This window comes from Streptomyces sp. SudanB5_2050, assembly GCF_964272335.1.
Lineage (GTDB): Bacteria > Actinomycetota > Actinomycetes > Streptomycetales > Streptomycetaceae > Streptomyces > Streptomyces rochei.
Map to the genome: position 1 here is coordinate 1,995,963 of NZ_OZ186760.1, position 18,415 is coordinate 2,014,377.

Genomic DNA, 18,415 nt, shown 5'->3' on the forward strand with positions numbered 1-18,415 from the left:
GGCGGAGACGGATCGCCCGGGCGCAGGACGCGCCCGGGGGCGCGGGGCGGGAGCGTGGAGCCATGACGCAGACGCTCACCGCCACGCCCGCACCGGCTCCCGGCGGCACCCGGACACTCCGGCTGCTGCGCGCGACCGCCATCGCCGCCTGCCTGCCCTACCTCGGGCTCAAGGTCGCCTGGATCGCCGGGAGCCGGGTGGGGATTCCCGAGGGCAGCGCGCTGCTGGAGCACCGGGTGACCATGGCGGTGGGCAATGGGCTCACCGTCCTGCTGGACAGCTGTGTGATCGTGCTGACCCTGGTGCTGACGCGCCCCTGGGGGCTGCGGGTGCCGGCGTGGGCGATGGCCCTCCCGGTCTGGGTGGCCACGGGGCTGCTCGCGCCGATCATGGCCGGCTTCCCGCTCCAGCTCCTGACGCGGGCGCTGGGCGGCGACACCGCGACGTCGTCCGGGGCGGGAGGCGAACCCTTCCTGGACTCCTGGGTGTTCGGGGTCGTGTACACCGGCTTCATCGTGCAGGGGCTGGCCCTGGGGGCGCTGTTCGCGCGGTACGCGCGCACGCGCTGGGGCCGGCTGTGGCGCGGCCGGGTGCGGGACCTTCCGGCGGGTGTCGTCCGGGCGCCGTACCGTGCGGTCGCCGTGGTCGGCGCTGTCCTCGCGTCGTTCCCGCTCGCGGTCCGGCTGTACTGGCTGTGCGGTGGCTCGGCGGGGCTCCGGGACGGGGAACGCACCGCGGACGTCCAGGTGCTGGAGGGCATGCACGTCGCGTTCCTGGCGGCGGCCGCCGCCGGCACCCTGCTGCTCGCCTTCCGGGGCGGCCGGGCGCTCCCCGTCCCGGCGCCCCTCGCCGCGCACTGGATCTGCTCCGCTGCCACGGCCTGCTGGGGCGGCTGGATGCTGCTCGCCCTGCTGCTGCCGGCCGACGATCCCGCCGACCGCCCGACAACGCTGCTGACGCTCACCTACGCTGGCCAGATGACCGTCGGCCTCCTCCTCGCCTCCGTCGGCGCCCACTTCCTGGCCCGGCGGTCGGCCGCGGTCCGCACCCTGCCGTGAGCGCCCTCGCCCGGTTCCTGTTCGGCCGGCGGGCCCGGCTGCGGTGGATCCACCTGATCCTCGGCGGCGCGCTCGCCATGCCGTACGTCCTCGTCGGCTCGGTCGTCGTCGGCCCGTTCACCGGTGTCGACGACGTCTTCGGGTCGCTCACCCTCCAACTGGCCTCGTTCGCCGTCGGGTTGCCGCTCGCCGCGATCACCTCGCTGTTCCCGCTCACCCGTCCCCTGGAGGCCGGGGTGGTGCGGTCGCTGTGCGGGGTCGAGGCCGACCGGCTGGCGTACGGGCCCGCCCGGTCGAAGGGCGAGAAGGGGCGCACCGCGGCCTGGTTCACGCTGCACCTGGGCGTCGGCGGGATCGTCGCGGGGATGTCGCTGGCGGTGCCGCCGTTCGCGGCGTTCCTGATCGTGCTGCCCTTCGTACCGGCGTTGCGGGACGGGCGCCCGGCTCTGCCGGGCCCCCTCGAAGGCGCCTGGGGCCTCGCGCTCGCGCCCTTCGCGGGTGCCGTGACGCTGGTCGCGCTCGCCGGGTGCGCCGCCGGGTGCGGCGCGCTGCTGGCCCGCTGGGCGCCCGCGCTGCTCGGGCCGTCCGCCGAGGACCGGGTGGCGGCGGCCGAGGCACGCGCCGCCGACCTCGCCGTACGCAACCGGCTCGCGCGCGAACTGCACGACTCCGTCGGCCACGCCCTGAGCGCGGTCACCCTCCAGGCGAGCGCGGCCCGCCGGGTGCTGGACTCCGATCCGCGGTTCGTGCGCGAGGCGCTCGCCGCGATCGAGGAGACCACACGGCGCACGGTCGGGGAACTCGACGCCGTACTGGGCGTCCTGCGCGACGGCGACGCGCCCGGCACGGCGCCCGCCCCCACCCTCGCCGACGACCTCGACGGCCTGCTGGACCGCACCCGCGCGGGCGGGCTGCGGGTCTCGGCCACCGTCGCGGCGGACCCGCGGACACTGCCGCCGGCGGTGTCCCGGGAGGCGTACCGGATCGTGCAGGAAGGGCTGAGCAACGCGCTGCGGCACGCGGGCGGACGGGGCACCGTGGCGGTGGGCGTCGACGTGCTCGACGGTCACCTGCGGATCACCCTGGAGAATCCCCTGGCCGGCACCGGCCCGACGGGCACCGTCGCTCCGCGCCCCGGCGGGGGCCACGGCCTGCGGGGCATCGCCGACCGGGCCCGCGTGCTGGGCGGGTCGGCGCGGGCGGGCCCCGTCGGACGGATCTGGCGGCTGGAGGTACGGCTGCCGCTCGGCAGGACCCCGTGACGCGCTCCGGCGGGGCCGGGCACCCACCGCCGCGACGCACGCGCGGCCCCACCACCACGCCGGGCGCACCCCGCCACCGGCCCCACCACCACGCCGGGCGCATCCCGCCACCGGCCCGGATCACGCCGGGGCCGGACCGCGCCGCGCCCCTCCGGACGCAGGCACACCGCGCGGCACCCCGGGGCCGCGGGCGCACACCCGCGCACGCGGGACCTCAGCAGCAGCCGCACCCGCCACACCTCCCGCACCCACCGCACCCCGCCACCGACCACACCGACCGCGCCGACCGCACCGACCGCGCCGACCGCACCAGCCCGAAGGAGCCCGTGTGTCCCGCCCGCCGATCCGGATCGTCCTCGCCGACGACGAGCGCATGGTCCGTACCGCCCTGCGCGCCATCCTCTCCGCCGAGCCGGACCTGGAGGTGGTCGGCGAGGCCGCCACCGGGGCCGAAGCCGTCTCCGTCGTGCGGGAGACCCTGCCGGACGTGGTCCTGATGGACGTCCGCATGCCGGGGACCGACGGCATCCGCGCCACCGAGCGGATCCTGGCCACCCTCGACCGGCCGCCCCGCGTCGTGGTCGTCACCACCTTCGAGAACGACGCCCACGTCTACGACGCCCTGCGCGCCGGGGCCGCCGGCTTCCTGCTCAAGCGCGCCGACGCCGACACCCTGGTGCGGGCGGTACGGCTGGTCGCGCACAGCGACACCCTGCTGTTCCCGTCGGCGGTGCGCGCGCTGGCGGCCGAGCACGCGCGCGCCCACCCCGCCCCGCCGCCCTGGGTGGCACGGCTGACCGGTCGCGAGGGCGAGGTGCTGCGGCTGATGGCGACCGGGCTGACCAACGCCGAGATCGCCGGACGCATGGGCGTGGGACCGGCCACGGTGAAGACCCATGTGGCGTCGGTGCTGGCGAAGACCGGCAGCCGCGACCGCACCCAGGCGGTCGTCCGGGCCCACGAGGCCGGCTTCATGAACGGAGGATGAGAAAACGGGCGCGGGGGAACGATTCGCCCCGGCCCGCTCGTCCTGCAAACGGGATGAACAAGACGATCAGGCGTGCGTCGGTCTTCACGCTGCTCCTGGTGTTCGCTCTGCTGGTCAGGGCGACCTGGGTGCAGTTCTACAAGGCCGAGGCACTCGCGGACGACAAGGACAACCGGCGCAACGCGATCGAGACGTACGCGGAGCCGCTGGGCAACATCATCGTGGCCGGCCGGTCGATCACCGGCTCGGCACCCACGGAGGGGGGTGACCTCGCCCACAAGCGGACGTACGAGAACGGCGAGCTGTACGCCGCCGTGACGGGCTACGCCTCGCAGGCGTACGCGCCGACGCAGCTGGAGGGCATCTACCAGGACGTCCTCAACGGCACCGACCCGCGGCTGAAGACGGTGATGGACACGATCACCGGCACCCGCGCCGAGCCGGGCAACGTGGTCACGACGATCGACCCGGACGTGCAGAAGGCCGGGTTCGAGGCGCTGGGCGACACCAAGGGCGCCGCCGTCGCGATCGACCCGAGGACCGGCGAGATCCTGGCGGTCGTGTCGACCCCGTCGTACGACCCGACGTCGCTGACCGACGCCAACACCGCCGGCGAGGCGTGGGAGAAGCTGACCGGCGACCCGGACAAGCCGCTGACCAACCGCGCGCTGCGCCAGCCGCTGCCGCCGGGCTCGACGTTCAAGCTGGTCGTGGCGGCCGCCGCCCTGGAGGACGGGCTGTACGGGTCGGTGGACGAGCGGACCGACAGCCCGGACCCGTACACGCTGCCGGGCACCGTGACGGACCTGACCAACGAGAACCCGAACGCGCCCTGCGAGAACGCCACGATCCGCACCGCGCTCCAGTACTCGTGCAACAACGTCTTCGCCAAGATGGCCGTCGACCTCGGCCAGGACAAGGTGCGGGCGATGGCCGAGAGGTTCGGCTTCAACGACGAGACGCAGGACGTGCCGGTACGCGCCTACACGAGCGTGTACCCGAAGGACATGAACGAGTCGTCGACGGCGCTGACGGGCATCGGCCAGTTCGACGTGACCGCGACCCCGCTGCAGATGGCGATGGTGTCGGCGGCGCTGGCCAACGGCGGCGAGCTGGTCTCGCCGCACATGGTGTCGCGGATCACCGACAGCGGCGGCGACGTCCTGGAGGACCACACCGACGCCGACGCTAAGCGGATCGTCTCCTCCGGCACGGCCGAGCAGCTGCAGTCGGCGATGCAGACCGTCGTCGAGAAGGGCACGGGGTCGAACGCGCAGATCCCCGGCGCGACCGTGGGCGGCAAGACCGGCACGGCCCAGCACGGGGAGAAGAACAGCAAGACCCCGTACGCCTGGTTCACCTCCTACGCCAAGTCCGCCTCGTCGGACCGCGAGGTCGCCGTGGCGGTCATCATCGAGCAGTCCGACGCGGCCCGCTCGGAGGTCAGCGGCAACGGCCTGGCGGCCCCGGTGGCCAAGGCGATGATGGAGGCGGCGATCGAGGACTGATCCAACGGGCGGGGCTCCCGGGCCGGTTCGGCTTGTCACACAGCGTTCGACGCACCGTACGAGTGGTGCGTCGAACGCTGCTACAGTTCCGGATTCCGGCCCGGCGCACGGCTGTTCGACGCCGGGGAAGCCGCTGCGAGGAGAGTCCGCCCGTGGGGACAGTCGTCGACGACGCCGCCTCCGTGGAGTTCCACGCGTTCTTCGAGCGCCACTACGCCGAACTCTCCCGGCTCGCCCACCTGTTGACGGGCGAGCCGGACGCCGCCGACGACATCGCGGCGGACGCCCTGCTGGCCCTGTGGCACCGCTGGGACCGGGTCCGCGCGGCCGACCGTCCGGTGGCGTACGCGCGCGGAGTGGTCGCCAACCTCGCCCGCACCCGCATCCGCACCGCGGTGCGCGAGCGCAGACGGGTCGCCCTGTTCTGGTCGCAGCGCGAGGAGAGGACCGAGAACCCGGACGTCGCCGGTGTGGTGGACGTGCAGGAGGCGCTGCGCCGGCTGCCGTTCCGCAAGCGGGCGTGCGTGGTGCTGCGGCACGCGTTCGACCTCTCGGAGAAGGACACGGCGCTCGCCCTGGGCGTCTCGGTGGGTACGGTGAAGAGCCAGACGTCGAAGGGCATGGCCGAACTGCAGCGGCTGCTGGGCACGCGGGCGGCCGTCGGGCAGGTGCACGCGGCGATGGCGCGCAGCGGTGAGGCCGCGGGAAGGAAGCGATGACCGGCCGGCGGGACGTCGACGAGGAGCTGCGGGCCCGGCTGCGCGAGGCGGCCGGCGCGCACCGGCCGGACCGGGCGCGCATCCTGGCCCGGGTCGAGCGCGGCATGGCGGGCGGGGCCGCGCCGGCCCACCACCGGGCGACGCGCCCGCCGCTGCTGGGCTGGGCCCGGGTGGCCGGGGCGACGGCCGCCGTGGCGGGGGTCCTCGCCGTCGGCGGCTACGCGGTCGCCTCCGCCGTGAAGGACGACGCTCCCCCGCAGCGCTCGGTGGCCACCTCGCCGACACCCGCGGCCACGCCGTCGCCGCAGGAGACCGCCGACCGGATGCCCGCCCCGCCGGCGCCCGAGGCGACCGGGAGCACCGGGCCCGGGTCGAAGTCCCCGGACGCCCCCGCCTCCTCCCGGCCGCCGGCCGCGACCTCGACGGCGACCGGGAGCGCCCGTCCGCCCGCGTCGGCCGTGCAGGACGGCCCGCTGTGGTCGGACGGTTCGGTGGACCCGCACAGCAACGACTTCTGGGCGCAGAGCAATGTCACCCTCAAGACCGGGGAGCCGCTGACCGCGCTCACCGTCGAGTTGCGGGTGGCCCAGACCGGCGGGGTCACCTCGACCGGTGCCTGGCGGTCCCTGCCGGAGGACGACTTCGCCTTCACGGTCGGCGAGCGGGACGGTTTCCTGGTGTACCGGTGGACCCTGAAGGAGGGCCGCACGGTCCCGGCGGGCGAGTGGATGTTCGCGGGCCAGTACGACCACGACCGCGGCGGGCGGGACGCGCACGGCGACCGCTACTCCGCGACGGCCACCGCCACGTCCGGACAGCTGTCGGTGCGGGGCGACTTCGCTCCCCGCGACGGCGGTTCCTGAAAAACCCCGCGGTCACGGCAACCCTTTCTCCTCGGGTGGCGACCAGGTAGCGCAACGTACCTCTCCCCACGCAAGGAAATGGGCATGACTGCACGAGCTGAACAGCGCGTCCGACACCGCCGCCGGGTCACGAAGCGGCGGGCGGTGATCGCCGGAACCGCTGCCTTCGGCCTCACCGGTGCGGCGATCGTCACGACGACGATGCTGTCCACCGCGGGTGCCGCGTCGTCCTGGCCCGAGGACACCGGCAGCAAGCCCGTCTCGTCGACGATCCCGGTCAAGGGGACCTACGACGGCGGCATGAAGAAGTTCTACGGCACCGGCGCCCTGGGCGGCGACGGCCAGGACGAGGGCCAGGACCCGGTCTTCGAGCTGGCGGACGGCGCGACGCTGAAGAACGTGATCATCGGCACGCCCGCCGCCGACGGCGTCCACTGCAAGGGCTCCTGCACGCTGCAGAACGTGTGGTGGCTGGACGTCGGCGAGGACGCCGCCAGCTTCAAGGGCACCTCGGCCTCCGCCGTCTACAAGGTGTACGGCGGCGGCGCGCGGAACGCCGACGACAAGGTGCTCCAGTTCAACGGCGCGGGCAAGCTCGTCGTCTCGAAGTTCCAGGTGGAGAACTTCGGCAAGCTGGTGCGCTCCTGCGGCAACTGCAGGAAGCAGTACAAGCGCACCATCGTCATCGACGACGTGGACATCACCGCGCCCGGCAAGTCGATCGTGGGCGTCAACCAGAACTACGGCGACACGGCGACCCTGCGCAACATCCGCGTCCACGGCGACGCCAAGAAGAAGATCGAGACCTGCGCCCGCTACCAGGGCAACAGCAGCGGCAAGGAGCCCAAGAAGCTCTCCCCGGTCGGCCCGTACGGCAAGACCTGCGACTTCACCGCCTCGGACATCACCTACAAGTAGCCGACGCCGGCAGCCCGTCCGAGCCCTCAGGACCACCGGCCCGCCCCCCGGGCCGGTGCGTGCCGTCCGAGCCCCCACTCGGCCGGCCCACCGAACGCCCCCGCCGGTGACGACCGGCGGGGGCGTTCCCCTGCGCGGAACCGAAACTTTCGGGCCCTGCCGTCCCGTTGACGCCCCGCTCCCCGCTGGTGACACTCCGAGAGCACGCCATCCAACAGAATCCCCCAGACTCCCACAGGAAGTGTCATGCGTCGTCCCACCGTCCGCCGCACGCTCCTGGTCCCCTTCCTCGCCCTCCTCCTCGCCCTGCTCGCCGCCCCGCCGGGCGCCGCACACCCGGGAGCACCGCCCGTGCCGAAGACCCCGTACGCCGGTTACCTCTTCGCCTACTTCACCGGCGAGGGCACCGCCGACGGCGAACAGATCCGCTACGCCCTCAGCCGGGGCAACGACGCCCTGCACTGGCGCGAGCTGAACGGGGGCGAGCCGGTCCTGACGTCCACGACCGGCGAGCGGGGCCTGCGCGACCCGTTCGTGATCCGCTCCCCCGAGGGCGACCGGTTCTTCATGATCGCCACCGACCTGCGCATGTACCGGAACAGCAGCGGCAGCTGGGACGAGGTCCAGCGGCACGGCAGCAAGTCGATCATGGTGTGGGAGTCCACCGACCTGGTCCACTGGACCGACCAGCGCCTGGTGGAGGTCGCCCCGGACAACGCGGGCAACACCTGGGCGCCCGAGGCCTACTGGGACGACGAGCTGGACGCGTACGTGGTCTTCTGGGCGTCGAAGCTCTACGCCGACGACGACCCGGGCCACACCGGCTCGACGTACAACAGGATGCTGTACGCGACCACCGAGGACTTCCGCTCCTTCAGCGAGCCGAAGGTATGGAACGATCCGGGCTACTCGGTCATCGACTCCACGGTCGTCGAGCACGAGGGCACGTACTACCGCTACACCAAGGACGAGCGCGACCCGTCCTCCGGCTCGCCCTGCTCGAAGTTCGTCACCGCCGAGAAGTCGACTTCGCTGACCGACACCTCCTTCGACTTCGTCTCGGACTGCATCGGCCGGGGCGCGATGGAGCGCGGCGAGGGGCCGACGGTCTTCAAGTCCAACACCGAGGAGAAGTGGTACCTGTTCGTCGACGAGTACGGCGGCCGGGGCTACCTCCCCTTCGAGACCACCGACCTCGCCTCGGGCGAGTGGACGCCGTCGACGGACTACCGGCTGCCCGCCAGCCCCCGGCACGGCACGGTGATCCCGGTGACGCAGGCGGAGTACGACCGGCTGCTGGCCGCGTACCCCGAGAGCCCCGCCTCGGTCGTGGACGCCACGGCACGCGGGCAGAAGGGCTGGGCCGTCGTCAGCGAGGAGACGAGCAAGGTCGTCCTGCCGATGGAACCGCGCGCGAACCTGCGCGCCCTCGCGCCGAGGCTGTACGTCGGCGAGGGCGCGACGGTCAGCCCGAGGTCCGGTACGCGCCGCGACTTCCGCAGGCCGCAGACGTACACGGTGACGGCCGCCGACGGCACGCGGCGCGTCTGGACCGTCGAGGCGGTGCCCACCCGCAGCCCGGTCCTGCCCGGCCTGTACGCGGACCCGGACGTGCGGTACATGGACGGCCGGTACTGGATCTACCCGACGACGGACGGCTTCCCCGGCTGGAGCGGCACGCGGTTCAAGGCGTTCTCCTCCCGGGACCTGGTCCACTGGACGGACCACGGCGTCATCCTCGACCTCGGGCCGGACGTGGCCTGGGCCGACGGGAACGCCTGGGCCCCGGCGATCGCCGAGCGGGACGGGAAGTACTACTTCTACTTCTGCGCGGAGCAGCAGATCGGCGTCGCGGTGGCCGACTCGCCGGCCGGGCCCTTCGAGGACGCACTGGGTGGACCGCTGGTGGGCAAGGGCCGGTTCAGCGGTCAGATGATCGACCCGTCCGTCTTCACGGACGACGACGGGCGGTCGTACCTGTACTGGGGCAACGGGCACGGCTACGTCGTCCCGCTCAACGACGACATGGTGTCCTTCGACGCCTCCCGGGTGGAGGACATCACCCCGGAGGGCTTCCGCGAGGGCTCCTTCGTGGTGAAGCGCGACGGGACCTACTACTTCATGTGGTCCGAGGACGACACCCGCAGCGAGGACTACCACGTGGCCTACGCGACCGGCCCGACCCCGCTCGGACCGTGGACGAAGCGGGGTACGATCCTGTCCAAGCGCCCGGAGTACGGCATCCTCGGCACCGGCCACCACTCCGTGGTCAACGCCCCCGGCACCGACGACTGGTACGTCGTCTACCACCGCTTCGCCCTGAACGGCCCCGGCGGACCGGGCGGGGACGGCACGCACCGGGAGACCACGATCGACCGGCTGCGCTTCGCGGCGGACGGCACGATCGAACCGGTGGTGCCGACCCTCGGGTCGGTCAGTCCGGTGCGGCGGTGACCGACTCCAGCCAGGCGAAGACCTCGTCCTGCATGCGCCGCGGGAAGGCGTGCCCGGTGTCCGGCCAGATCTCGGTGCGCAGCCGGCCGGCGGCGCCGAGCGAGTCCCAGACGGCGCGCAGCCGGGCGTAGGCGGTGCGCACGCCCTCGGCGGTGAACAGCGGGTCCCGTCCACCGCCGAGGAACAGCATCGGTTTCGGCGCGGCGATGCTCGCCACGTCGGGCAGGTCGAGGTGGCGGGCGAGCCCCGGGTGCAGCATGTGGAAGGCGGACTGGCCGCGCAGGGTGTTGCTGCCGGGCACCAGCATCTCCTTGAGGCCGGTCATCCAGCACACGCTCACCGCGGCGGCGACGTCGTCGCTGAGGGCGGCGGCCTGCCAGGCGCGGTAGCCGCCCATGGAGAAGCCGGCCGCCGCGACCCGGCGGGCGTCCACCCGGTCGAGGCCGGCCAGGAAGCCGGCGGCGCGCTGGTCCTCGCGGGCCAGCAGCCCGGCCAGGGAGCTGCCGAGGTGGAAGAGGGTGCTCGCGAGGGCCTGCTGCCGCTCGTAGGTGAGCGGTTCGCGCTCGCCCCAGCCCAGGGCGTCCGCGCAGAACACCACGTAGCCGCGCCGGGCCAGTTCGTCGCCGGGGAAGACCCCGTCGAAGTGCCGGTCCGCCCAGTCCCGGGCCGCGGCGAGCCGGGTGTCGTCGTACCAGGGGCGGACCGCCTTCTCCTTGCCGATGTCGAAACGGGAGCCGTGGTCGTGCAGGAGCAGTACGGCCGGGAAGGGCCCGGCGCCGTGCGGGGTGAGCAGGGCGCCGCGGACCCGTCCGTAGCGGGTGAGGGAGAGGGTGACCAGCTCCCGCGTGTATCCGTCGCCGTCCTGGCGGGCGGTGAACTCGGGGGCGTACGGGGTGTCGTCCTGCCGGTCGACGAGGAGGTGCGCCTCCACGGTGGCGCGGGCGGTGCGCCGCCAGGCGTCGAAGTCCCCGACCGGTGAGGTGCCCCAGGCGAGCGGGAAGGTCAGCTCGTCCTTGAGTGCCGGGTGGAAACGGGGCAGGACGCCGGGCGGGGTGCCGGGCGGGTCACCGGCGGCGGGCATACGGCCGCCAGTCGCCGAGGTACGCCTCCCGGGTGTGGGCGGCGGCCTCGGCGCGGGTGAGCTGCGGCCGGTTCTCCGGGACGGTGACCGCCGCGCCGGGGCCGGTGTTGCGGTACTCCCGGAACCGCTGGTCCTGCCACGGGTGGGCGTCCCGCATGTCGGCGTACGGCGCCACGGCGTCGATGCCCGCGCCGAGGTGGGTCTCGCGCACGGTGAGCATGGGGCGGGCGGTGGTGTCGGAGCTGGGCACCCAGGGGCGGGCCAGTTTGTAGTAGCCGTCGGGGGCCTCGCTGGTGACGCGGCCCCGTGTCACCAGGTAGCCGCGCGGGTTGGCGCCCGCGGTGGAGGGCGCGAAGACGAAGCCGTACGGGGCGCCGGACAGGTCGGTGCGGACCAGGGTGCGGAAGTGGCAGTCCTCGTACACGGCGGTGGCCCGGCCGAAGACGAAGTCGACGTCGCCCTCGACGTAGCAGTGGGCGAAGTACTGGCGGGCGAAGTGAGCGAGGTCGCGGGTGTCGGCGTAGAGGGTGTCCTGGTGGCCGAGGAAGCGGCAGTGGTGGAAGGCGGTGCGGTCGCCCATGGCCTTGACGGCGACGGCCTGGGTGCCGCTCCAGCCCGGGTGGTCGGCGCGCAGCCAGTCGTTGGCGAAGGTGATCCAGCGGGCGGTGAAGCCGTCGGCCCGCACGGTGGTGGTGGCCGACCCGCTGGTGCCGTAGGTGCCGGAGCCGTCCGGCTTGGGGGTGCCGGCCGCGTTGTCGTACACGATGACGACGTCGCGCGGGTCGTGGGAGGCGCCGATCCAGGTGGCGTCGGTGCGGTCGGCGTCCACGGACACCGTCTCGCGGTAGGTGCCGGGCGCGAGGACCAGGGTCCAGCCGCTGCCCTCGGCGGCGGTCACGGCGGCCTGAACGGAGGTGAAGTCGCCCCGGCCGTGGGGGTCCACGTACAGGGTCTTCGGGGTGCGGCGGTCGTCGGGCGAGCCGTACCTGCCGAAGGGGCGCGGGCGACGGGCGCCGCCGGCGAGGGCGGGGCCGGCCGCGAGGCCGAGGGCGGCGCCCGCGCCGGCGGTCGTCAGGAGGAAGCCTCGGCGGGACAGGGCGGGTCGGTGCATGCGGGTGCTCTCCTTCGAGGGACGCGGGCCGGGTGGGCCGGGGCGGTGCGGGCGCCCCGGCCCGGTTCAGGGGGGCGTCAGCGCAGGCGGCCGGCGCCGGCGCCGCGGTCCACGACGAAGGGGACCGCGCGGGCCGGGAGGACCTCGGTGCGCAGGGTGGGCGTCCAGCCCGCGCCCGACCGCAGGGGCGTGGCCGGGTTCTCCGCGTTGTGCGCGGCGATCAGGTCGACGGTGCGGCCGTCGACCCGGTTGTGCGCGGCGGTGACCGGCGCCTCGCTCCACTTCTTGAGGACCTTCGCGGGGCTGACCCCGTCCGGCAGGGTGAAGGCGTTGTGCTCCGCGACGAGCTGGGACTCCTTGCCGATGCCGAAGCTGTAGGAGTGGTCCGCGCCGGCCACGAAGTGGTTGTTGTAGACGTCGACCTGGCCGAACCGCACCCGGGGCGCGCGCTCGACGAGGTTCTTGAAGAGGTTGTGGTGGAAGGTCGTCCGCAGATGACCGCGGTCCACGGCCGCCGTCGACTCGCTGTCGCTGTTGCCGATCAGGATCGTCTTGTCGTGCTCGGTGAAGACGTTCCAGGAGGCGGTGACGTAGTCGGCGCCCTTCACGATGTCGAGCTGGCCGTCGTGCTGCTGGTACAGCATGCCGAAGTGGGTGGGCGCCGCGCTGTCGGGGTGCTCGCCGTCGGTGAAGGTGTTGTGGTCCAGCCACACATGCGTCGAGCCGTGCACGACGGCGCTGTCGTACTCCGAGTTCCAGTTGCCCTTGTCCCCGTCGGTGGGGTCCCACTGCGGGAAGCAGTCGACGGGGCTCTCGAAGGTCAGGTTGCGGACGATGACGTTGTCCACGTCCTTGATCTGGAGGCTGGCGCCCTTGAGTCCGGCATTCCGGCCGACGCCGATGATGGTGGTGTTGGCGGGGACGTTCGCCTTGATGGACCGGTCCTGCCGGGCGGCGGAGGCGCGGCGCAGCCCCTCGGGGCTGTCGTCGGGCTCGTCGCTCAGATCGGTCTCCCTGCCCCAGTTCTCCGGGGAGTACTTCTCCAGGTACGCGTCGAAGTCGTAGCCGGGCTCGGCGAACGCCTCGCAGCCCTCGGACACGGCGTCGATGGTGCCCCTGACCTTGACGATCCTCGGTGCGGTGCCTTCCACCGCGAGGGCGGCCCTGAACTCGGCCCAGGTGGAGACGGTGAACACGCGGTCCCGGTCCGCGTCCGCACCGCCGGTGGTGCCGGTGCCGTGGGACGCCCAGCCGTCGCCGGCGGGCAGGGTCTGCCGGGCGGTGTCGCGGGGATGGTGGTGACCGGGGCGGGCCTGCGCCGCGGCGGCGGTCAGGCTCAGTACCAGGGCGGTGCAGCCGACGACCGCGGCCGCTCTCCGGCCGGCCCGCGCTCTTCTGGCATGCCCATGCCATCTGGATGTGCTCATGGTGCGGCTCTCCTTTTCCGGAAGTGTCGAGGTGCTACGCGGTGGCCGGCGCCGGCCACTCGATCCAGGACTCGGGGATCTCCTCGTCCAGCCGGCGCACGTCCCGGTGCGCCAGCACCCGCGTGCGCAGCAGCTCCCGCGCGACGAGCCGGGCGACCGCGATCGCGCCGGGCGGGTTGAAGTGGGTGTTGTCCTGCTCGGTGGGGGTCCAGTTGAAGTACGCCTTGGTCCCCTCGGCCCCGAGCCGCTGCCACAGCGCGAGGGACAGCGCCTGTACGTCGAGCAGGGCCACGCCCTCCTCCCGGGCGAGCGCCCGCATCGCCGCCGGGTACTCCCCGTGGCTCGGCACGGCGTTCCCCCGCGCGTCGAACCGGCGCCGCTCCACGGGCGTGGCCAGCACCGGCCGCGCCCCACGGGCCCGCGCGCCCTCGACGTACAGCCGCAGATGGTCCTGGTACGTCGTCCAGGGCTCGGTGTAGCGGGCCGGGTCCTCCTTCTTCTCGTCGTTGTGCGCGAACTGGACGAGCAGGAAGTCCCCGGGGCGGATCGCGTCGAGGACGACGTCCAGCCGCCCCTCGTCGACGAAGCTCTTGGAACTCCGCCCGTTCACGGCGTGGTTGTCGACCCGGAGGTCCTTGCGCAGGAGGAAGGGCAGCGCCATCCCCCACCCGGTCTCGGGCGCGGCGTCGGCGTACTTCTGGGCGGCGGTGGAATCACCGGCGATACGCAGGGTGCGGGGGCGGTGCCCGCCGGCACGGGCGGTACCGGCGGCGGCGACCGTCAGCGGGACGGCGGAGACGGCGGCCGCGGTGACCTGTCTTCGGCTGAGGACCATGTCGGGTGCCTTTCGCTGGAGGGGGATGAGTTCACCTGGGGGGACGGCCCGCAGCCCGCGAGGCACGGGCCGTCCCGCGGCGGAACCCGCGACCGGCTAACCCATCTGCTCCGTCCACTCGGCCTGCGCCTCGTTCAGCTTGTCGGCCAGCCCGTCCAGGAAGTCCTTCGGGCTCGTCTCACCGAGCAGCACCTTCTGGAAGGCCGGCTCGCTCTCCGACTTGGACAGCGTGTTCCAGTCCGGCAGGTAGTACGGCAGCTGGACGATGGTCGTGGAACCGTCGTTCAGCGCCTCGGCCGCCAGCTTGGTGGGCTCCGCCTTCTGGATCCACGCGTCCTTCGCGGCCTCCGTGTTCGCCGGCACCTGCCCCGCCGACTCGTTGAACTTCGAGTTCTGCTCGTGCGAGGTGGCGAACTCGATGAACTTCCAGGCGGCTTCCTTGTTCTTGGAGCTCTTGAAGACGCCGAGGCCGTCGACCGGGTTGGACACCTGGACCCGCTTGCCCGAGGCGCCGACCGGCTGCGGGATGCCGCGGAACTTCTCGACACCCAGCGCCTTCACGTGGTCCTGGTAGGAGCCCAGGTTGTGGTTGACCATGCCGATCGTGCCCGAGTCCCACTGGGCGACCATCTTCGCGAAGTCGTTGTTGACGTCGGCGGCCGGCGTGGCCTTCTTGTAGAGGGCCGCGTACTTCTCCAGCGCCTCGACGTTCTTCGGGTCGTTGACGGTCGTCGTCTTCTTGTCCTCGCTCCAGAACGAGGTGATGCCGGACTGCCCGTACATCGCGTCGAGCGCCTGGGCGATCGACCCCGATCCGCCGCGGATGGTGTAGCCGAACTCGTTCTTGTCCTCGTCGGTCAGCTTCTCGGCGGCCTCGTAGAACTTGTCCCACGTGGTGGGGGCGTCCAGGCCGGCCTTGTCGAACAGGTCGGTGCGGTAGTAGAGGACGCCGTTGTTGGCGGAGGTCGGCACCGAGTACAGCGTGCCGTCGCCGCCGCCGGCCGCCTTCAGGGACTCCACCATGTCCTTGTTGAGCTTGCCGCTCAGCGAGGACTTGGCGAGCCGGTCGTCCAGCGGCTCCAGGGCGTTCTGGGCGGAGAAGCCGGCCAGCATCGCCGCGCCGACACCGCCGACGTCCGGCAGGCCGCCGCCCTGGATGGCGGTGTCGACCTTGGACTGGTACTCGGTGGCGGCGATCCCGACGTACTCGACGTCGATGTCCGGGTTCGCCTTCTCGAAGTCGGCGATGATCTCCTTCCAGACGGCCGTGCGGATGCCGCCGTTGTTGTCCCAGAAGACGATCTTGCCCGTGCCGCTTCCCTCGGCGCCCTTGTCGCCGCCCGCCCCGCTGCCGTCGTCACCGCAGGCGGTGGCGGTCAGCGCGAGTACGGCCCCCAGGGCGACGGCGGCGGAGGTCCGGCCCGCGCGCGTGCCTCTGCTGCTGCGATTGCTGATCTTCATCGGTCGGCTCTCTTCTTTCGGACGTGCTGGACACGTGGGGGGTCAGTGGGTGTGTGCGTGGGCGCCGAGGTGCTTCTGCGGCCCGGAGAAGCGCTTGACCAGCGCCGGGACGGCGGCCGCCGGGTCCAGCCGGTACGTGTAGAAGTCGCCCGGTTCGAAGGCGTCGCCCCACGCGTCGTGCCGGCCGGTCGTGCCCTTCAGGATCGATCCGCGCTGCACCAGTTCCGCGCCGGCGTCCGCCTGGTAGGGGTGCTGGACGCCGTCGTAGTAGCTGTTCTCGATGACCATCCGGGTCGCGCCGCGCGCCCAGTTCCCGTACGTCCACGTCGGATCGCCGTCGGTCACCTGGGCGGAGAGGTAGTTGTTGTACAGGTGCGCGTAGGCGCAGTTGTCGGCGGACGGGTTGCGCTGCTTGGTGCCGGTGAACCAGTTGTGGTCGATGGTGATCTGGGTGCGGACGTTGTCCGTCCAGCCGATGCCGAGTGCCTTGTTGTGGTTCTCGAACCGGTTGTAGGAGACGGTGATGTATTCGCTGTCCTTGCGGATGTCGAGCAGTCCGTCGCCCATGTGCGTGAGGCGGTTGTGGTCGATCCAGACGTGGTGGACGGAGTCCATCTGGATGGCGTCGAAGTCGGTGGTCTTGCCGTCCCAGTCGCCCTCGACGTAGCTGTCGCGGATGGTCAGGTTGCGGATGACGACGTTGTGCGTGCCGGGGTTCAGGTGGAGTTCGCCGTGGACGATCTCGCCGGTGTCGCCGACGCCGACGATCGTCTTGTCCGAGGCCACCACGATGTCGGAGCCGAAGGGCGCGACGGGGATCGAGCCCGCCACCCGGATGACGTACGGCTCCTTCGCCGCGGCGTACTTCGCCAGCCCGGCCTGGTCGGTGACGGTGACGACCTCGCCGCCCGCGCCTCCGGTGGTACCCCCGGCGAGGGAGGCGAAGCCGTGCGGCCGGTCGGCGGGGCGGGGGGACGCCGTCTGCCCGGCCGGGCCGGCCTGGGCCTCCCCGACCGTGCCCAGGGTCAGGGCGGCGACCAGGCCCAGTACGGCGGCCAACGCCCTGCCGGGGCCCGGCAAGCGCTTGCTACGGAGGTGCGTCATTGCGGCTCTCCCAACAGGCGTGCGGATGAGGTGCGGTTACCGGGGGCCGATCCGGAACCGGGTGAACGTGGCGGTACCGGCATGTCCCTCGCCGGCGGGTGCGAGCGCGAACAGCCCGAGCAGGGCGCCGACCCAGCGCCAGGGGGTGGCGGCGAACTCCCGGCCGGTGGGCCGGAAGCCCTCGCCCAGGTCGTAGGAGAAGCGGCAGCGCGCACCGGGCACGGTCTCGATCCGCAGCCGCACCCGGCCCTCGGGAGCGGGACGCGGACGGTCGGCGTCCCGCTCGGCCTCGGCCACCGTCTCGGCGAACCGGTGCACCAGGCGCACGGTCCCCTCCGCGTCCCGCTGGAGCCCGATCCAGCGGTAGGCGTCGCCGAGCACGGCGAGTCCGGCGCGCGCTCCCGGCTCCTCGCCGTCCAGGCGCAGGTCGACCTCGACGACCGAGGGGACGCCGGGCAGCCGCTGGGTGAGCACGTTCGGCAGCCTGCGCAGGTCGTGCGCGTCGGCCGAGCGGACGCAGGCCAGCCGCAGGCCGTCCCCGGAGTGCCGGGTGGCCCAGCCGTCGCGGGGGTTGGCCGTCCAGGACCACTGGCGGCCGAAGCGCCCGCCGGGGAAGTCGTCGTCGGTGGCGGGCGCGGCCGGTGGCTGCGGGGGCAGACCCGGCCGGGCGTGCTCGGTGACCGGGGCGCCGTCGTCGCCCAGGACCGGCCAGCCGCCCTCCGGCCAGGTCATCGGCTGGAGGTGGACCACCCTGCCGTACGCCCCGCGCTGCTGGAAGTGCAGGAACCAGTCCTCGCCGCCGGCGGTGCGCACCCAGCCGCCCTGGTGGGGTCCGTTGACCTCGGTGTCCCGCTGTTCGAGGACGACCCTCTCCTCGTAGGGGCCGAAGAAGTCGCGGGAGCGGAAGGCGCCCTGCCAGCCGGTCTCCACTCCCCCGGCGGGCGCCAGGATCCAGAACCGGCCGTCGTGCTTGTAGAGCTTGGGGCCCTCCAGGGTGAACCAGCCGGGGATGCGGTCGGCGTCGACGATCACCTTGCCCTCGTCGAGGAGTCCGGTGGCGTCCGGGCGCATGCGGTGACCGGTGAGGCGGTTCTTGACGCCCGAGCGGGAACGGGCCCAGGCGTGCACCAGGTACGCCTCGCCGGTCTCCTCGTCCCACAGCGGGCAGGCGTCGATCAGGCCCTTGCCCGCCTTCACCAGATGGGGCGCGGTCCACGGGCCGCGGATCTCGGGGGCGTTGACCTGGAAGATCCCGTGGTCGGGGTCGCCCCAGAAGATCCAGAAGCGGCCGGCGTGGTGGCGCAGGGACGGGGCCCAGACGCCGCAGTCGTGGCGGGGCGCCGTGAAGGCGTCCGCCGGTTCCAGGCGGGAGAGGGCGTGCCCGACCAGCGTCCAGTTGACCAGGTCGCGGGAGTGCAGCAGGGGCAGGCCGGGGACGCGGCCGAAGCTGGAGGCGGTGAGGTAGAAGTCGTCGCCGACGCGGACGACGTCCGGGTCGGACCAGTCGGCGTTCAGGACGGGGTTGGTGTACGTGTACGTGTCCGTGGTCTCGGGGGTCTCGGGGGTCACGGGGGTCTCGGGGGTCTCGGGGGCCTCGGGGGTCACGGGGGTCTCGGGGGTCTCGGG

The 18,415-nt window shown here is 73.0% G+C and carries 14 protein-coding genes and 1 pseudogene; 8 read left to right on the plus strand and 7 right to left on the minus strand.

What is annotated here, in order from left to right:
• Positions 1-62 precede the first annotated feature (62 nt).
• From ACFZP7_RS08920 to ACFZP7_RS08955, 8 genes are all read left to right on the plus strand, one after another.
• The gene (locus ACFZP7_RS08920; protein ID WP_385634185.1) at positions 63-1,058 is read left to right on the plus strand and encodes a hypothetical protein; all 996 of its coding nucleotides are present in this window, start codon (positions 63-65) and stop codon (positions 1,056-1,058) included.
• Positions 1,055-2,320 carry a sensor histidine kinase gene (locus ACFZP7_RS08925; protein WP_385634186.1) on the plus strand — a complete coding sequence of 422 codons (1,266 nt, stop codon included), beginning with the start codon at positions 1,055-1,057 and terminating at the stop codon, positions 2,318-2,320. The genes ACFZP7_RS08920 and ACFZP7_RS08925 overlap by 4 nt, the downstream gene beginning before the upstream one ends.
• 328 nt (positions 2,321-2,648) lie before the next feature.
• Positions 2,649-3,308, plus strand: a complete 660-nt coding sequence (locus ACFZP7_RS08930) for a response regulator transcription factor (RefSeq protein ID WP_019329301.1) — start codon at positions 2,649-2,651, stop codon at positions 3,306-3,308.
• 53 nt (positions 3,309-3,361) lie between these two features.
• The gene (locus ACFZP7_RS08935; protein ID WP_046251777.1) at positions 3,362-4,816 is read left to right on the plus strand and encodes a penicillin-binding protein 2; all 1,455 of its coding nucleotides are present in this window, start codon (positions 3,362-3,364) and stop codon (positions 4,814-4,816) included.
• A gap of 152 nt (positions 4,817-4,968) precedes the next feature.
• The gene (locus ACFZP7_RS08940) at positions 4,969-5,535 is read left to right on the plus strand and encodes a SigE family RNA polymerase sigma factor (protein ID WP_019329299.1); all 567 of its coding nucleotides are present in this window, start codon (positions 4,969-4,971) and stop codon (positions 5,533-5,535) included.
• Positions 5,532-6,398, plus strand: coding sequence for a hypothetical protein (locus tag ACFZP7_RS08945; RefSeq protein ID WP_385634187.1), 867 nt, complete (start codon positions 5,532-5,534; stop codon positions 6,396-6,398). Before ACFZP7_RS08940 ends, ACFZP7_RS08945 begins: the two co-directional genes overlap by 4 nt.
• 84 nt (positions 6,399-6,482) lie before the next feature.
• The gene (locus tag ACFZP7_RS08950) at positions 6,483-7,316 is read left to right on the plus strand and encodes a pectate lyase (protein WP_385634188.1); all 834 of its coding nucleotides are present in this window, start codon (positions 6,483-6,485) and stop codon (positions 7,314-7,316) included.
• 246 nt (positions 7,317-7,562) lie between these two features.
• On the plus strand, positions 7,563-9,770 hold the full coding sequence (locus ACFZP7_RS08955) for a family 43 glycosylhydrolase (RefSeq protein WP_385634189.1): 2,208 nt from the start codon (positions 7,563-7,565) through the stop codon (positions 9,768-9,770).
• Here the strand turns inward: ACFZP7_RS08955 and ACFZP7_RS08960 are convergent.
• The 7 genes and pseudogenes from ACFZP7_RS08960 to ACFZP7_RS08990 all read right to left on the minus strand — a co-directional run bounded on the left by ACFZP7_RS08960 (position 9,751) and on the right by ACFZP7_RS08990 (position 18,358).
• Positions 9,751-10,851 carry a dienelactone hydrolase family protein gene (locus ACFZP7_RS08960; protein WP_366112725.1) on the minus strand — a complete coding sequence of 367 codons (1,101 nt, stop codon included), beginning with the start codon at positions 10,849-10,851 and terminating at the stop codon, positions 9,751-9,753. The two genes, ACFZP7_RS08955 and ACFZP7_RS08960, sit on opposite strands and share 20 nt — an antisense overlap.
• Positions 10,835-11,962, minus strand: a complete 1,128-nt coding sequence (locus tag ACFZP7_RS08965) for a pectinesterase family protein (RefSeq protein ID WP_127437245.1) — start codon at positions 11,960-11,962, stop codon at positions 10,835-10,837. Before ACFZP7_RS08965 ends, ACFZP7_RS08960 begins: the two co-directional genes overlap by 17 nt.
• Positions 11,963-12,039: 77 nt before the next feature.
• The gene (locus ACFZP7_RS08970; RefSeq protein ID WP_385634190.1) at positions 12,040-13,389 is read right to left on the minus strand and encodes a polysaccharide lyase family 1 protein; all 1,350 of its coding nucleotides are present in this window, start codon (positions 13,387-13,389) and stop codon (positions 12,040-12,042) included.
• 34 nt (positions 13,390-13,423) lie between these two features.
• Entirely contained in the window at positions 13,424-14,224 is an 801-nt protein-coding gene (locus tag ACFZP7_RS08975; RefSeq protein ID WP_385634191.1) for a rhamnogalacturonan acetylesterase, read from the minus strand.
• 96 nt (positions 14,225-14,320) lie between these two features.
• Positions 14,321-15,685 carry an ABC transporter substrate-binding protein gene (locus ACFZP7_RS08980; RefSeq protein WP_385634192.1) on the minus strand — a complete coding sequence of 455 codons (1,365 nt, stop codon included), beginning with the start codon at positions 15,683-15,685 and terminating at the stop codon, positions 14,321-14,323.
• A gap of 63 nt (positions 15,686-15,748) precedes the next feature.
• Positions 15,749-16,789: pseudogene (locus ACFZP7_RS08985) on the minus strand (polysaccharide lyase family 1 protein); the annotation flags it as partial.
• A gap of 36 nt (positions 16,790-16,825) precedes the next feature.
• Positions 16,826-18,358: a family 43 glycosylhydrolase gene (locus tag ACFZP7_RS08990; protein WP_385638388.1), complete on the minus strand. Its 1,533-nt coding sequence runs from the start codon at positions 18,356-18,358 to the stop codon at positions 16,826-16,828.
• Positions 18,359-18,415: the final 57 nt, after the last annotated feature.

Bases quoted from the DNA above. Each gene is read 5' to 3' on its own strand.
- ACFZP7_RS08980 (WP_385634192.1), bottom strand. From the start codon at position 15,685: ATGAAGATCAGCAATCGCAGCAGCAGAGGCACGCGCGCGGGCCGGACC.
- ACFZP7_RS08965 (WP_127437245.1), bottom strand. From the start codon at position 11,962: ATGCACCGACCCGCCCTGTCCCGCCGAGGCTTCCTCCTGACGACCGCC.
- ACFZP7_RS08920 (WP_385634185.1), top strand. From the start codon at position 63: ATGACGCAGACGCTCACCGCCACGCCCGCACCGGCTCCCGGCGGCACC.
- ACFZP7_RS08935 (WP_046251777.1), top strand. From the start codon at position 3,362: ATGAACAAGACGATCAGGCGTGCGTCGGTCTTCACGCTGCTCCTGGTG.
- ACFZP7_RS08960 (WP_366112725.1), bottom strand. From the start codon at position 10,851: ATGCCCGCCGCCGGTGACCCGCCCGGCACCCCGCCCGGCGTCCTGCCC.
- ACFZP7_RS08950 (WP_385634188.1), top strand. From the start codon at position 6,483: ATGACTGCACGAGCTGAACAGCGCGTCCGACACCGCCGCCGGGTCACG.
- ACFZP7_RS08970 (WP_385634190.1), bottom strand. From the start codon at position 13,389: ATGAGCACATCCAGATGGCATGGGCATGCCAGAAGAGCGCGGGCCGGC.
- ACFZP7_RS08955 (WP_385634189.1), top strand. From the start codon at position 7,563: ATGCGTCGTCCCACCGTCCGCCGCACGCTCCTGGTCCCCTTCCTCGCC.
- ACFZP7_RS08975 (WP_385634191.1), bottom strand. From the start codon at position 14,224: ATGGTCCTCAGCCGAAGACAGGTCACCGCGGCCGCCGTCTCCGCCGTC.
- ACFZP7_RS08945 (WP_385634187.1), top strand. From the start codon at position 5,532: ATGACCGGCCGGCGGGACGTCGACGAGGAGCTGCGGGCCCGGCTGCGC.